Origin of the sequence: Streptomyces sp. NPDC058051 (assembly GCF_042885475.1) — a bacterium.
Lineage (GTDB): Bacteria > Actinomycetota > Actinomycetes > Streptomycetales > Streptomycetaceae > Streptomyces.
This window is the reverse complement of the sequence record NZ_JBHVRW010000004.1, coordinates 134,357-149,367: the sequence shown is the minus strand read 5'-3', so window position 1 is coordinate 149,367 and position 15,011 is coordinate 134,357. Positions and strand designations below refer to the sequence as shown.

Sequence of the window (15,011 nt, the reverse complement as noted above, 5' to 3'; positions counted from 1 at the left end):
CCCGCTCGCCGCTGCACCGGGGCGCTCCGGTTTCGCGTGCCGCTCGCCACGGCATGGAGGCGCTCCGGCCTCGCGTGCCGCTCGCCGTGCCACCGGGGTGGTCCGGTCTCGCGTATCGCCGGGCGCGGCACCCGGACTCTCAGGTCTCGCGTGCCGCCCGCTCGCCGGACGGGTCTGTCTCGCGGACGGCCGTCAGTGCCGCCCGCACGCTCGCCTCGATGTCCGTGACCGGGTACAGCGCCTCGCGGATCGTCCGGTCGCGGTCCACCACCAGCGTCAGCCGCTTCAGCCGGCTCGTCCCCGCCGCGCGGAACGTCGGCAGCCGCAGCGCCGCCGCCAGCTCCAGCTCCGCGTCGGACAGCAACGGGAAGCGCAGCCGTTCCGCCTTCGCGAACGCCCGCTGCTCGTCCGGCCGTTGGGTGGACACCCCGTGCACCGTCGCGCCCGCCGCCGTGAACTCGGCCAACTGGTCACGGTACGTGCAGGATTCGAGAGTGCAGCCGCTCGCGCCCGGGATCTCGGACCAGCCCGGCGGATAGGCGTCCCGCCGGGCGTAGGCGCCGGGGAAGCAGTACAGGACGGTGTACGGGGTGTCGGCGACCGGGTCGCGCAACGCGCCGTCGTGGTCCGGCAGCCGCAGCTCGGGCAGGCGCGTGCCCACCAGGGCGTGCACCCGGGCAGCCTCCTTCGACGCGTCCGCAGCCGTGGCCATCGTCTCCCCTTCCCCCAGCACCCAGGTGTCGCCCCAGTCCTGGAGCGCGATCAGCACGGGCAGCAGCGCCCGCCCACGCGGGGTGAGCCGGTACTCGTACCGGGGCGGCCGGTCCTGATACGGCTCCCGGGACAGCACTCCCGCGTCGACCAGCAGCCGCAGCCGCTCCGTCAGCACCTTGCGGGACACGCCCAGCTCTTCCTGGAGCGCGTCGAAGCGGTGCACCCCGCGCGCCGCGTCCCGCACGATCAGCAGGGTCCACCAGTCGCCCACGACGTCGAGCGCCTGAGCGATGGCGCAGTCGGCGTCGGCCAGGCTGGTCCGCTGGGGCATGGCTCCTCCGTTGGTCTCCCGCGGCCCTCTCCTCCTGATTGACCTGCGGGAATACATGGTGCCATAGTCCGTTCCCAAAGGAAACTCACTGGGGGTGTCGCGCATGAGGTCCTTCGGGGTCGTGCGGGAGGTACCGCGCACGGTACGGCTGCTGGCCTTCGGGTCCTTTCTCAACGGGGTCGTGAGCTTCACGTTCGTCTATCTCTTCATCTATCTGACCGGTCCGCGCGGGCTGACCGTCCCGCAGGCCGGAGCGATCGCGGGCGTCGGCGGCGTCGGTCTGGTCGCGGGGAACTTCACCGGCGGCTGGTTCGGCGATCGCTACGGCCACCGCCGGATGCTCCTGACCGGTTCGCTGGTCAGCGGGGTGACGCTCGCCACCCTGCCGGTCCTGCCGGTCGTGGCGATGTACGGGGCACTGCCGCTCGCGCAGTACGCGGCAGGGGTCGTACGCGCGGCCAACGCCGCCCTCGTCGCCGTCTCCGTCCCCGAGGGTGATCGGCGCCGGAGCTTCGCCCTCGTACGGACCGCGGGCAACGCGGCGTTCGCCGTCGGCCCGCCGCTCGGGGCGCTGATCGCCGCGCGCTTCTCGTACGACTGGCTGTTCGTCGCCGACGGCCTCGGCACGCTCCTCGTCGCCGGATACGCGACGGCGGTGCTCCCGGCGCGCGACACGGCGCACAACCGGCCGGTGCGCGAGCCCGGCACTCCCGGGCTCTGGCGCGAGCTGCGGGCCAGACCCGCCGTGCTGGTCCTGCTCACCGCGAGCCTCTGCGCCGACCTCGTCTACCGGCAGCAGTACTCGACCCTGCCCCTCTTCCTGACCGAGCACGGCCACAGCGCCCAGTTCTACGGCTGGCTGCTCTCCGTCAACGGCGCCCTCATCCTCCTGCTGGAACTGCCCACCGTGCACGCGCTGCGCCGACGCGCGCCGCTGGGCATCGTCGCCACCGGGCTGCTGCTGGTGGGGCTGGGCTACGCGGTGCTGATCCCGGGGGCCGGGACGCTGTTCGCCCTCACCATGATGGCGTCACTGACCGCGGGGGAGATCCTCTACAAGTCCACCGCGACGGCGTACGTCGCCGACCAGGCCCCCGCCCATGCTCAGGGCCGCTTCCAGAGCCTGTACGCGGGAGCCTCCATCAGCGGCCAGGTGGTGGCGCCGCCGCTCGGCGGCGCCCTCTACACTGCCGCGCCCGGACTGCTCTGGCCTGTCTGCGCGGTGCTGGCGGGCGGGGCGGGTACGGCGGTCCTGGCGGCGCGACGGCTGCCGGCGCCGGAGCGCGAGAAGGTTCCCGCGCCGGTACGCGAGGAGGCTCCCGTGCCGGCACGTGAATGACCGGCTCGGCTTCGCAGACCGGCCGGCCGGGTGGTCGGCAGACCGCAGACCGGCTGGTCGGGGGGCTGCGGGCCCCGGGGGCCGTACCGCGACCATCGGGCGAGACCGGTTGGCTCCGGCGGTGCCTCGCCGGTTAGGTTCGTGTCATGACCGACACGACTCCTGCTCGCACCACCGGCGCCGTCGCCGCCGGCCTCGCCACCATCGCCGGCGACGGTTCCGTTCTCGACACCTGGTTCCCCGCCCCCGAACTCACCGCGGAGCCCGGCCCGGCCGGGACCGAACGGCTCACCCCCGACCGGGCCGTCAACCTCCTCGGTGAGGGTGCCGCCAAGGCCATCGGTGTGGACGCCCGCCGCGGTGTCGAGATCGTCGCCGTACGCACGGTCATCGGTTCGCTCGACGACAAGCCGCTCGACGCCCACGACACCTATCTGCGCCTGCACCTCCTCTCGCACCGTCTCGTCCGGCCGCACGGCCTGAACCTCGACGGCATCTTCGGCTTCCTCGCCAACGTCGCCTGGACCTCGCTCGGCCCGGTCGCCGTCGACGACGTGGAGAAGGTGCGGCTGAACGCCCGCGCGGACGGTCTGCACCTCCAGGTCACCTCGATCGACAAGTTCCCCCGGATGACGGACTACGTCGCGCCGAAGGGCGTCCGGATCGCCGACGCCGACCGGGTGAGGCTCGGCGCGCACCTCGCCTCCGGCACCACCGTCATGCACGAGGGCTTCGTCAACTTCAACGCGGGCACCCTCGGCACGTCGATGGTCGAGGGCCGGATCTCCGCGGGTGTGGTGGTCGGTGACGGCTCGGACATCGGCGGCGGCGCGTCCACCATGGGCACCCTCTCGGGCGGCGGCAAGGAGCGCATCGTCATCGGCGAACGCTGCCTGATCGGGGCCGAGGCCGGTGTCGGGATCGCGCTCGGCGACGAGTGCGTCGTCGAGGCCGGGCTCTACGTCACGGCGGGCACCCGCATCACGCTGCCGGACGGACAGATCGTCAAGGCCCGTGAACTCTCCGGTGCTTCGAACATCCTCTTCCGCCGCAACTCCGTCACCGGCGCCGTCGAGGCCCGCCCGAACAACGCGGTCTGGGACGGCCTCAACGACGTCCTGCACAGCCACAACTAACGTGTAGCGGCGAGCAGTTCCTCGTACACCCTGCGCAGCCCGTCGGTCGCCCCGCGCCCGGCGGGCTGCAGCGGTTCGCGGACCGGTCCGGCGCCGAGCAGGGCCTTCGCCGTGACCGTGCCGGGCAGTCCGGACGCCATCATCGCCTCGGCCAGGGGGACGGTCAGCCGGTTGAGCCGGGCGGCCTGCGCGGTGTCCCCCGAGTCGAAGGCGTCCAGGACCGCCCTCAACTGCCGGGGCGCCACATTGGCGACCGTGCTGACGTAGCCCGCCGCGCCCACCGCGTACAACGGCAGATTCAGCTCCTCGCAGCCCGAGTAGTACGCCAGCGAGGTCGCGCCGATCACCTTCGTGGAGCCGAGCAGGTCGTACGAGCAGTCCTTCACGGCCGTGATGCGCGGGTGTTCCGCCAGCCGCAGCAGGGTCTCCGTCTCGATGCGGGTGCCGGTGCGGCCGGGGATGTCGTACAGCATCAGCGGCAGTCCGGTCGCGTCGGCGACCCGCCTGAAGTGGGCCTCGACGGCGGCCTGCGGCGGCTTGCTGTAGTACGGCGTCACCACCAACAGGCCGTCCGCGCCCGCCTGTTCGGCCTGACGGGCCAGAGTCAGGGTGTGCCGGGTGTCCGGGCTGCCGACCCCGGCGACGATCGGCACGCCGTCGCCGACCGCTTCCCTGACGGCCCGCAGCAGTGCGGTCTTCTCGGCATCGGTGGTGGTCGGGGACTCGCCGGTGGTGCCGCTGAGCACCAGTCCGTCGCAGCCGTCGGCCACCAGGGAGGCGGCATGCTTCCGGGCGGCGTCCGGGTCCAGTGCGCCGGAGGCGGTGAACGGCGTGATCATCGCGCAGAGCGCGCGGCCGAAGGGGGCTGCGGGGGCTACGGAGGCTGTCATGCCTGAAGTGTCAGCCGACCGGACCGTGAAGGTCCACTTAGTTCTTCTTGGGGTGAAGGGAAAGGAACGCTCAACGGTTGCGGGGGAGGAAGGGCAGAGGCGGCTCCGAGTTCTGGCATGATCGAACGCCTATGCGGCAAACCGACGTGGGGGTGGGTGCGTGAGCATGCGGGCACAGGAACGGGCAGGGGCGGGGTCCGGAGCCTTTGGGCGGAGGCCGGTGGTGGCCGTGCTCACGGCCGGGGCGCTGGGCCTGTCGCTCTCGGGATGTGCCGGATTCCTCGTGCCGGCGGGCGAGGGCGAGCCGGAGCCGACACCGACCGTGTCCTTGGGGGGCGTGCACGCCGACAAGCTGCCGTCACCGTTTCCCAGCGTCTCCTCGGGGCTCCCCGACCGGCCCCCGTCCACATCGGCTCAGGGGCCCGGTCCCACGCCCACCGCCCGGGCCGGCTGCCCGGCCTCCGGGGTCGTCGTCGACATGGGCGAGGTGCAGGCCGCGCTGGGCCACCGGGCCGTCGGCCTCACCCTCACCAACTGCGGCAGCAAGCCGTACCGCGTCGACGGGTATCCGTCCGTCCGGGCCCTGGACGACGCCGGTGACCCGCTGCCGGTGCCGGTGAATCCGGGCTCCTCGTACATGGGGAGCGACCCGGGCCCGAAGGAGGTCATGCTGAAGCCGGGGCAGACGGTGCGGTCGCTCCTGGCCTGGGTCTCCACGCCGACCGGCGGTGACCTCATCGAGGGCGACGCGCTGGAGGTCGCACCGGCCCCCGGCCTGGAGTCGCGCACCTTCCCGCTGGAGGGAAGCGACGTACGGCTGCTCGACGAGCTGAACATGACCGCCTGGCGGGCCGAATCGTCCCGGTAGTGCGACGGGGGAGCCGGCGGGCGAGGTCAGCGACGTGCCATGTAGAAGGCGAAGACCTTGTGGAGCATCTTGTTGATCGGGTAGTCCCACTCGCCGATGTACTCGGCCGCCCGGCCGCCGGTGCCGACCTTGAAGCGCAGCAGGCCCACGAGATGGTTGCCCTCGTCGAGGGTGTCGGTGATGCCGCGCAGGTCGTAGACGGCCGCGCCCCGCTCGTGCGCGTCGCTCATCATGCGCCACTGGACGGCGTTGCTGGGCTGGACCTCGCGCTTGCGGGCGGTCGAGGCACCGTAGGAGTACCAGACGTGGTTCCCGACGGTCAGCATCGTCGCCGCGGCGAGCGTCTCACCGTCGTGATGGGCGAGGTAGAGCCGCATCCGGTCGGGGTCCTCGCTCCGCAGCGCGGTCCACATGCGCTGGAAGTAGACGAGCGGGCGTGGCACGAAGCGGTCGCGCCCGGCCGTCTCGCGATACAGCTCGTAGAAGGCCGGAAGGTCCTCGTAGCCGCCCTCGACGACCTTCACGCCCGCCTGCTCCGCCTTCTTGATGTTGCGCCGCCACTGCTGGTTCAGCCCGCCCCGGACCTCCTCCAGTGACCGTCCGGCGAGCGGCACCTGGAACACGTAGCGGGGCTGTCCGGCGCTGAAACCGTCCTCGCCGTCCTCCTCGCCCTGCTGCCAGCCCATGCGTCGCAGCTGCTCCACCACCTGGGCGGCCCGCGGCTCGTCCACGTCCGCCTCCACGTCGCGCAGCCGCGCGGCGGCCGGGTCGGCGATGGCCTCCTTGACGGTCTCGGCCTTCCAGCGCCGGGCGACCACCGGTGGGCCCATGCGCACCGAGAACGCACGCTGCTCCTTCAGATGCGCCAGCATCGGATCCAGCCACTGCCCCAGACCGGTGTGACCGGCGTCGTCCCAGTCGATGACGGGGCCTTCCGGCAGATAGGCCAGATAGCGCCTCGTCCGGGGGATCGGCCGGTAGAGGACGAGCCCGGCCCCGACGATCCGGCCCGGGCCGATGCCGTCCCGGTCGAACCAGCCGATGCTCTCCGCGCGCCAGCCGGGCTTCACGTCGCCCCACGACGGAACCTGCATATGGCTCACGGTGGACCGGCTCGCGACGAACTCCAGATGTTCCTCGCGGGTGATCGCCTTGAGGCGCAGCTTCATGAGGTACTCCGTTCGTTTTCCTGTCGGCGGTGTTCGTTTTCCTGCCGGTGGCCCGAGGTGTCAACGGGGAGTGTTGACCTCAAGCGCACTTGACGTACCAGGGTGGGCGGCAGCGGTGCACCACACGGCTGCACCATTCAGGAGGACGCGTGATGAGCGTGCAATTCGAATCCCGCCCTGATCTTGCCCGCAACGACGTCGGAATCGCCAAGGCGAGCACCTGGGATGTCGGCACCCCCGAGCGGCAGCGGCGGACGGTCGAGGCCGTCCGTGAGGCGTGGGGCAGCAGGGAGTGGCCCCATCCGGGGCTGCTCTCGTACACCGTCCATGTCGGTGAGGACGGGAAGACGTTGTTCCACTACACCCAGTGGAGTGGCGAGCAGGCGCACCAGGACTTCTTCCGGCACGGCCGGGACGAGCGCATCGCGGACATCGACGCAGCCGTGCCGGGTATCCGGCGGCTCGGCCTGCACACCTTCGAGCCCTACCGTTCCGCCGGGCCCGGGGACGGGCGGGAGCCGGGGTGCGTCGTGATCGTCGACGTCGAGTTCGACGGGGCGGACGCGGCGCGGCAGCGGGACTGGGTGAACACCGTGTTCGAGGCGCTGGAGACCGATCCGGCGCTCGCCCCCGGCGGCATCTCCGCGCACTTCCATGTGAGCACCGACGGAACGCGTGTGCTCAATTACGCCGAATGGGAGAGCGCGCGGGCCCATGCCGACGCGCTGGCCGCGGGCGGTGACGGGGTCGGGTCGCGGACACCCCAGTGGGAGCGGGTGCGGTCGTACCCGGGCGTGACCGGCAGTGGCGTGCACCGGTACGCGCCCGCGCTCAGCATGAGGCCGGGGGCGGGCGCGTAGGTCCTGTCCGGTGGGCCGGCGGCGATGGACAGGCCCTCGCGGCGTGCGGGCTACGGGCGGAAGCGGAGCACCTGCGGGTCGTGGTCGCTGTCCTGTGCGGCGAACTCGGCGTTGATGTGCACGCTGTCGTACTGGAAGCCGTGGATCGACGGACTGGTCAGGATCTGGTCGAGGACCTGCGTGTTGCCCTGGTAGACGTACGAGTAACGCTCCGCGCGCGGCAGGGACTTCACCGCCGGGTACAGGACGCCGCCGGCCGTCAGCGCCTCGGTCGTGCCGGAGAACTCGAAGTCGTTGATGTCGCCGACGACCAGGACGTCCGCGTCCTTCTGCACGCTCAGCAGCTTCTTGACGAAGGTGTTGACCGCCGTGGCCTGCGCGTGCCGCTGGACCTCCGACGAGCGGGCCGGCGGCTGGTGCTGCGAGACGATGGACTCGTCGCCGCCCTTGGACGCGAAGTGGTTCGCGACGACGAAGACCGTGCGGCCCCGGAAGCTGAACTCCCCGGCGAGCGGCTTGCGGCTGGCCTGCCACGCCGCGTTCGCCGGGTCGATCCGGCCGGGGGAGAGGGTCAGGGCGGCGCGGCCCGCCTTCCGCACGACATCGGTCGGCGTCGTCGCGTCGCCGCCCGCGCGGTCGGTGAACGACACCCGTGCCGGGTTGAAGAGGAAGACCTGGCGGATGTTGCCGCCGGGCTCGCCGCCGTCCTTCTTGTCCTCCGGGTCGATGGAGCGCCACTCGTACGCCGGGCCGCCCGCCGCCACGATCGCGGCGATGAACTTCTGCACCGTCTGCCCGGCGCCGACCGTGCCGTCGTCCGTGGCACCGTTGTCGTCCTGGATCTCCTCCAGCGCCACGATGTCGGGCGAGGCGAGGTGGTCGACCACGGCGGCGGCGAGCGCGTCGAACTTCTCCTGCGGGTCGGTCGGATCGAGGTTCTCGACGTTGTACGTCGCCACCGCCAGTTCGCCGTCGCGCTGCTTGCGGGTCGTCTCCCGGGCAAGGCCCTTGCGGCTGACCGTGCCCAGCGTGCGCGCGGTCAGGGTGTAGCCGCCGTACTGGTTGAAGTCGAGCGGACCCTCGGTCGTACCGGACAGGACATCGCCCACGTCGACGGTCGGGAAGGGCTGCTCGTCGAGCGGCACCAGCGACTGGATCTGGAGGCGTCCGGTGTTCTGCGCGGTGTACGAGCCGTAGACCGTACCGCCGCGGAGGGCGGCGTTCTCGTGCGGCTTCACCGTCACCCACAGCTCGGCGTACGGGTCGGTGGCGCCGACCACCCGCGACGTGCCGATGCGGATGTTCATGCCTTCCAGCGACTCGTAGTAGTCCAGGGCGTAGCGGGACGGCGCGAGGGGGAGCGCGTTGATGGAGCCGCTTGCCGCGGCGTCACCCGTGGGGGTGTAACGGGAGGGCACCGTGCGCTCCGAGACCGTCACGGGCGCGGGCACGGCGTTGCCGGAGGACACCACCGTGACGGTGGGCTTGGTGATCTGGGTGAGCGACTGGTTGCCGGAGGAGGCGCCGCCGGGAACGAACTCGGCGACCGTGCCGGAGACGGTGACCGCGTCACCGACCGCGACGGTCGGCGCGGAGCCTGTGTAGACGAAGACGCCCTCGCTGGTGGCGGGGTCGGCGTCGGGGTTCGGGTCCTGGAACCAGAAGCCCTTCGAGCCGTACGAACGCACCCCCGTGACGATGCCCGGGACGTCGCTGACCTGCTGTCCCGCGAGCGGGGATATCCGGGTGGCGCCCTGGATGTCATGGATCCGGACCGGGCCGTCCGACGAGATCGGCGTCGACGGGGCCGGGGCCGGGGAGGCGGAGGCGGAGGTGGTGGCGGCGCCGGTGAGCAGGCCGGCGGCGAGCGCGGCGGTGACTACGGCGGAGACGGCGGTTGTTCGGGACGATGCGGCAGGCATCACGAGCTCCGGTGGTATCGAGGGTGGGAGTGGAGGTCTACGCGCGTCAATCTCGTGTGCGCGCAAGGAGGTTGTCAAGGACCTCCGGGTGGACTGCGGCAGTCCGTCGGGTGAACCGGGTGGCATGGGGCGAAATGCGTCTACGCTTGGGCCGCCTGACCCCGTACGCCCCCGTACGTCCCGAGGAGAACCACCTGATGTCCGCAGAGCGCCCCACCCTGCCGCCCGTACGGCTGCGCACCGAGGCCGAGCTCGCACGGGACGCGCTCGCCACGCCGCTGCTCGCCCGTGCCGTCCGGCTCGCCCGCTGGGCGGGCCCCGGTACCAGGGTCGGCGCCGGCGGCGAGCTCGTCGAGGAACAACTGCCCGCGGCGGCCGAACACCTCGGCCTCACGCCGGACGAGGACGGTGCGGCGGAGGCGAGCGAGGCGTGGCGGCTCGCGGTCGACGCGGGCCTCGTCGACGTCGAGGACCCGGAGGAGGCCGCGGGCCGGGACGGCGAGGGGACCGCCGCCGCCGGTGAGAACCTGGCGCTGATCACCGGCGGTTCCCCGCAGGACGTCCTGTCGATCTGGCTCGACGGCCTGGACGCCGTCCACGCCGACGCCACCGCGCCCGTCTTCGACGACCTCGCCGAGATCGTGGCCGAGGACGGCTCGATCGACTTCCAGGCCCTGGACTGGGATCCGGAGGCCGAGGCGGAATTCCTCGACGGGGTACTCGGCAATCTGTACCTGCTCACCGTCGGCGACGGTGGCACGGACGCGGCGCCCGTACCGCTGCCCGCGCTCGCCGCTTCGATGATCGTGCCGGACGGCATGGGCGAGCCCACCGACGACATCCTGGAGCAGGTGTCCGAGGCGATGATGCGTCTCGACGACCAGTTCCGGGTCCTCGAACCCATCGGAATCGTCGAATACCGCCCGGTGGACGAGACGTTGCTGGTCGAGGTGGGCGAGGACGACGCCCCGGAGGCCGACGACGAGGACGTCACCCGGTACGGAATGGTGAAGCTGACTCCCCTCGGGCTGTACGGCATCCGGTCCCGGATGCTGGACGCCGGCCTGGACGCCCCGGCGATCGGCGACCTCACGGACAAGGGTGCCGACGCGCTCCTCGGCGGCATCGCGTACTACCCGGAGGCGGCGGCCCGCAGCGAGGTCGAACGGTGGCTCGCCCGGCGCGGCGGGGACGGCGCGGCGGCCGAACTCCTCGCCGCGGCACGGGGCATGGACCAGCAGGCGCCGCTGCGCCGTCTCCACTGCCAGCAGGCGCTCGCCCTGGTCGGCGCGGAGGCGGAGCCCGAGGTGCGCGCGGTGCTCGACGACCCGGAGCTGGGTGGTCTCGCGCGGGTCTGGCTCGCGGAGACGGGCGCGGCGGACATCCCCGTACCGTCGGAGTCGATGATCTTCTGGCTCGCCGTCGACACGATCGCGGCCCAGTTGGAGGCCGAGGGCGAGCTGGACGAGCTCCAGGACCTCGTCGAGGGCCTGGCCGGACAGCACAGCGGCTTCTTCGACGAGGTGTGGCGGGTGGAGCACCCGGCGACCGCGGACGTCCTCGAAGCGATGGGGCGGCTGCACAGCGACAAGAAGAAGGCCAAGGAGGCCCGCAAGGCGGCGTTCAAGGCGCGGTCGCGGGCGGGGGCCTGAGACCTGGGGGCCGCGTCGGTCACTCACGTCGGTGCGCGCCTCCGGCGGGCCGCATCCGGTCAAGTGCACAAGAAGGGTGCCCCTCGTGGTCGCCCGCAGTTCAACTGGTGTTGGGTCAGGGGCGCGACTGTGGGCGCGCCAACAACCGCCCACCCGCTCCGGGAGTACGTCATGTCCTTCACGCGCAGGGAATTCACCAGACACTCCGCCCTCACCGGTGCCGGCATCGCCCTGACCGGTACGGTCGCCGCACTGGCCACCGCGCCCGGTGCGCTTGCCGCGGAGGACTCCAAGCGCGGCCACGACGACCACGACCACGGTCACGGACACGGCGACGAGCCCGGTTACGGGCCGCTGATCGCCGACCCCGACGGACTTCTCGCGCTGCCCGCCGGCTTCTCCTACACGGTCATCACCCACAGCGGTGTCACCAAGCTGGAGTCCGGCGAGTACACCCCCTCCAACCACGACGGCACGGCCACCTTCGAGGGCCCCCGCGGAGTCACCCTGCTCGTCAACAACCACGAGCTGAGCGGCACCCGGGCCGGCTGGGAGTACCCGGTGCCGCTGGCCGAGGGTCTCGTCTACGACCCGGTCGCCGCCGGCGGCTGCACCGTCGTGGAGACCCGCCGCGACGGCCGTACCGCGGAGTGGGTCGGCATCGCCGGCACGTCCACCAACTGCGCCGGTGGCGCCTCCCCGTGGGGCACCTGGCTCACCTGCGAGGAGACCGAGGACAAGGCCGGCAAGAACGGTCTGCTCAAGGACCACGGCTACGTCTTCGAGGTCGACCCGTACGACAAGCACGCCAACCGCGACCCGCGCCCGATCAAGGCGTTCGGCCGGTTCGCCCACGAGGCCGTCGTCATCGACCCCAAGCAGGGCCACGCCTACCTGACCGAGGACGCCTCGGGCCCCAACGGCCTGCTCTACCGCTGGGTTCCGCCGCACGGCTTCCGGCACGGCCGCGGCAAGCTGCGCACGCTCGCCGACGACGCCGGTGTCCTCCAGGCCACCAAGTGCTTCGACAGCAACGGCGCGTTCGTCGACGACCTGTCCCGCGCCACGAAGATCGGCACGGTGTACGGCGTGGACTGGATCGACGTCCCCGACCGCGACGCGAAGACCGTCTCGGTGCGCAAGCAGTTCGCGGACGGCACGATCACCCGCGCACGCAAGCTCGAAGGCATGTGGTGGGGCGACGGCGGCGCGTACATCGTCTCCTCGTTCGCCCGCGAGGAGAGCCCCGTCCAGCACGACGGCCAGGTCTGGTTCTACGACCCCAAGCGCCGCACGCTGACGCTGAAGGTGCTCCTCGGCGTGAACGCCGACCCGTCGAAGGACGGCGCGTTCGACGGCCCGGACAACATCACCGTCTCGCCGTACGGCGGTCTGGTCATCGCCGAGGACGGCAACGGCATCCAGCACCTCTTCGGCGCGACCGAAAGCGGCCGCACGTACCCCATCGGCCGCAACGAGCTGAACATCGGCAGCGAAGAGGAGCCGGAGTACAGCGAGTTCACCGGCGTCACCTTCTCGCCGGACGGCAAGACGCTGTACGCCAACATCCAGACGCCCGGCATCATGCTCGCCATCACCGGCCCGTGGAAGCGCCAGCCGAACCGCCGCTGACGGACCCGGTGCCGCCGCTGACGGACCGTACCGCAACCGACGACCGGTACCGTCACAGGCCGTCCGCCCCGGAATTACGCGCGAGGGAATTCCCTCGCGCGTAATTCCGTCGCACACCGTGGAGTTCCGCTCCAGAGTCCTGACCGTGTCCGGGTGCGCAGGCAGGACCTACTTCCACTCTTCATGGGGATGCCGCGGGTTCGAATCCCGCCACCGGCTCTCGTGCCGGTGTAGCTCAGGGGCCAGAGCACCTTCGTCGGTTCCGCCGACTGTGATCTCTGGACACCACAACTTCATCAGCAGTGAACGACTGCACGCACCTCCCGGTGCGCGGGCTGCGGCTCCTTCCTCTCAAGAAACCGCCGCCGCCGACTCTGATCTCGGGAGGCACAGACATCGGGGGGTGCCCGGTGCGCAGGTGACGGATACTTCCCGGATCCGACGGTTGCGGGTTCGCGTCCCGCCCGGCCCCGGCCGGTGGCTCAAGTGGACAGCGCATCGGACAAGCCCGTCGCCGACTCCTGATCTCGGGCGCCCTTTCCCTTTTCCGCTGTGCCTTCCCCCATGAATTCGGGGGAATTCACATGGCCCGCTTCAACACCCGCACCACCAGGTCGCACGCCACCTCGCCCGTGAAGTCGACCGGACACACCGCGCCGGCCCATCAGGGCGGACGCGGACACCTCCGCGACAACCGCTCCGAACTCTTTCTGCTCGCGGTCGCCAACTTCGTCTCGCAGCGGACCTTCTACGAGGACGGCGAGCAGCGCGACCGGCGATTCGCCGAACTCGTCCGGGTACTCGCCGTCGGCGACCCCGGATGGACCGCCGGTCTGCTCCACTGGCTTCGCCGCGACGGAGGGATGCGCAGCGCCTCGATCGTCGGGGCCGCCGAGTACGTGAAGGCGCGGCTCGACGCCGGTGCCGCGGACGGACCTTCCAACCGGCAGGTCGTCGACTCCGTCCTGCTGCGCGCCGACGAGCCCGGTGAACTCCTCGGGTACTGGACATCGCGCTACGGCCGCGCCGTGCCCAAGCCCGTCAAGCGCGGCATCGCCGACGCCGTACGCCGCCTCTACAACGGCACGTCGCTGCTGAAGTACGACACCGCGTCCAAGGGGTACCGCTTCGGCGACATCCTGAACCTGGTGCACGCCTCGCCGGCCCCGGAGAAGCCGTGGCAGGGCGAGCTGTTCCGGTACGCCCTCGACCGCCGCCACCACCCGGAGACGGCCGTGGTGCCGGCCTCGGACCGCACCCTCACCGCCCACCGCGCGCTGATGGAACTGCCCGTCCAGGAGCGTCGGGCGGTGATCGACGGGGAGGACGGGGCGCGGCGGCTTGCCGCCGCGGGTATGACCTGGGAGGCCCTGGCGGGCTGGTTGCAGGGACCGATGGACGCCGCAGCCTGGGAAGCGGTGATTCCGTCGATGGGTGTGATGGCGCTCGTCCGCAATCTGCGCAACTTCGACGAGGCGGGTGTCTCGGACGAGGTCGCGGCGCGGGTGGCGGCGAAGATCTCTGATCCGGCCGTGGTCGCCGCGTCCCGGCAGTTCCCGTTCCGCTACCTCGCCGCCCATCAGCACGCGCCGTCGCTGCGCTGGGCCCACCCGCTGGAGAAGGCGCTCGGCCACTCCCTCGCCCAGGTGCCCGCGCTGCCGGGGCGGACGCTGATCCTGGTCGACCGCTCGGGCTCGGTGTGGGCGCCGCTCTCGGACCGCTCGCAGCTCAACCGGGCCGACGCCGCCGCGATCTTCGGGACGGCGCTGGCGCTGCGGGCAGCCGACGCCGATCTGGTGCAGTTCGGTACAAACAGTGCACGGGTGACGTATCGTCCGGGTGAGTCCGTACTGAAGGTCCTGGAGCGCTTCGGCGACCTCGGCGGGACCAGCACCGCGGAGGCGGTGCGCCGGCGCTACCGGGCCCACGACCGGGTGCTGATCGTCACCGACGAGCAGGCGTCGTTCTCGTACGCCGCGGACGCCACCGCGGCCGTGCCGTCCACCGTGCCCGTCTACACCTGGAACCTGGCCGGATACCGGGTCGGTCACGCCCCGTCGGGAAGCGGGAACCGCCACACCTTCGGGGGCCTTTCGGACGCGGCGTTCCGCATGGTGCCGCTGCTGGCGGCGGGCCGGGACGCCCACTGGCCCTGGAGCCGCTGATGACGAATCGGGTGTCAGTGTGCCCCCAGGAGGGGACGGGCATGGCGTCGGGGTGTTCTCGGGGCGCATACTTCTAGGTAATGAAACAGTCAGCCGGATCCCGGCGCCACCTGCCGTCCAGTCCCTTCAACCGCCCGACCCAGGCGGCCCCACCGGTCGAATCGTTCGATGTGGGCGACAGGGTGTCGCACGACCAGTTCGGACTCGGCCGCGTCCTCGCTGTCGAGGGGGACAATGCCGCGGTGCTCATCGACTTCGCGGGGCGCCAGGGAAGGATCCTGAGCCCCTATTCCAAGCTGACCAAGCTCTGAGGGGCGGCGGGCACGCGCAGTT

Annotated in this window: 12 protein-coding genes; 8 read left to right on the top strand and 4 right to left on the bottom strand. The window is 71.6% G+C overall.

Annotated elements, in window-relative coordinates; translation table 11 throughout:
* Positions 1-139: 139 nt before the first annotated feature.
* Positions 140-1,045, bottom strand: coding sequence for a winged helix-turn-helix transcriptional regulator (locus ACFVUT_RS08635; protein ID WP_389646446.1), 906 nt, complete (start codon positions 1,043-1,045; stop codon positions 140-142).
* Between the two features lie 103 nt (positions 1,046-1,148).
* On the opposite strand from ACFVUT_RS08635, the gene ACFVUT_RS08630 reads away from it, so the two are divergent.
* A complete protein-coding gene (locus tag ACFVUT_RS08630) occupies positions 1,149-2,384 on the top strand; it encodes an MFS transporter (protein WP_389646449.1) in 1,236 nt (411 codons plus the stop codon).
* 146 nt (positions 2,385-2,530) lie between these two features.
* On the top strand, positions 2,531-3,520 hold the full coding sequence (dapD, locus tag ACFVUT_RS08625; protein WP_389646452.1) for a 2,3,4,5-tetrahydropyridine-2,6-dicarboxylate N-succinyltransferase: 990 nt from the start codon (positions 2,531-2,533) through the stop codon (positions 3,518-3,520).
* Here the strand turns inward: dapD and dapA are convergent.
* Positions 3,517-4,410 (bottom strand): 4-hydroxy-tetrahydrodipicolinate synthase, encoded by an 894-nt coding sequence (dapA, locus tag ACFVUT_RS08620; protein WP_389646455.1) that lies wholly within the window; start codon positions 4,408-4,410, stop codon positions 3,517-3,519. The two genes, dapD and dapA, sit on opposite strands and share 4 nt — an antisense overlap.
* Positions 4,411-4,576: 166 nt before the next feature.
* Between dapA and ACFVUT_RS08615 the strand changes: the two genes are divergently transcribed.
* Positions 4,577-5,278 carry a DUF4232 domain-containing protein gene (locus ACFVUT_RS08615; protein ID WP_389646861.1) on the top strand — a complete coding sequence of 234 codons (702 nt, stop codon included), beginning with the start codon at positions 4,577-4,579 and terminating at the stop codon, positions 5,276-5,278.
* A gap of 26 nt (positions 5,279-5,304) precedes the next feature.
* On the opposite strand, the gene ACFVUT_RS08610 is transcribed toward ACFVUT_RS08615, so the two are convergent.
* Complete coding sequence (locus tag ACFVUT_RS08610) at positions 5,305-6,447, bottom strand: lipid II:glycine glycyltransferase FemX (RefSeq protein ID WP_389646458.1); 1,143 nt, start codon at positions 6,445-6,447, stop codon at positions 5,305-5,307.
* 152 nt (positions 6,448-6,599) lie between these two features.
* On the opposite strand from ACFVUT_RS08610, the gene ACFVUT_RS08605 reads away from it, so the two are divergent.
* The gene (locus ACFVUT_RS08605) at positions 6,600-7,307 is read left to right on the top strand and encodes an antibiotic biosynthesis monooxygenase (RefSeq protein WP_389646460.1); all 708 of its coding nucleotides are present in this window, start codon (positions 6,600-6,602) and stop codon (positions 7,305-7,307) included.
* A gap of 50 nt (positions 7,308-7,357) precedes the next feature.
* On the opposite strand, the gene ACFVUT_RS08600 is transcribed toward ACFVUT_RS08605, so the two are convergent.
* Positions 7,358-9,229 (bottom strand): endonuclease/exonuclease/phosphatase family protein, encoded by a 1,872-nt coding sequence (locus ACFVUT_RS08600; RefSeq protein WP_389646463.1) that lies wholly within the window; start codon positions 9,227-9,229, stop codon positions 7,358-7,360.
* 197 nt (positions 9,230-9,426) lie between these two features.
* Here ACFVUT_RS08600 and ACFVUT_RS08595 point away from each other — a divergent pair, with 197 nt between their 5' ends.
* From ACFVUT_RS08595 to ACFVUT_RS08580, 4 genes are all read left to right on the top strand, one after another.
* The gene (locus ACFVUT_RS08595) at positions 9,427-10,881 is read left to right on the top strand and encodes a hypothetical protein (protein WP_389646465.1); all 1,455 of its coding nucleotides are present in this window, start codon (positions 9,427-9,429) and stop codon (positions 10,879-10,881) included.
* Positions 10,882-11,052: 171 nt separating this feature from the next.
* Positions 11,053-12,513, top strand: coding sequence for an alkaline phosphatase PhoX (locus ACFVUT_RS08590; RefSeq protein ID WP_389646467.1), 1,461 nt, complete (start codon positions 11,053-11,055; stop codon positions 12,511-12,513).
* A 584-nt stretch (positions 12,514-13,097) separates the two neighbouring features.
* Entirely contained in the window at positions 13,098-14,678 is a 1,581-nt protein-coding gene (locus ACFVUT_RS08585) for a TROVE domain-containing protein (RefSeq protein WP_389646470.1), read from the top strand.
* 80 nt (positions 14,679-14,758) lie between these two features.
* Positions 14,759-14,989, top strand: coding sequence for a hypothetical protein (locus ACFVUT_RS08580; RefSeq protein ID WP_389646472.1), 231 nt, complete (start codon positions 14,759-14,761; stop codon positions 14,987-14,989).
* The last annotated feature ends 22 nt before the right edge of the window (positions 14,990-15,011 follow it).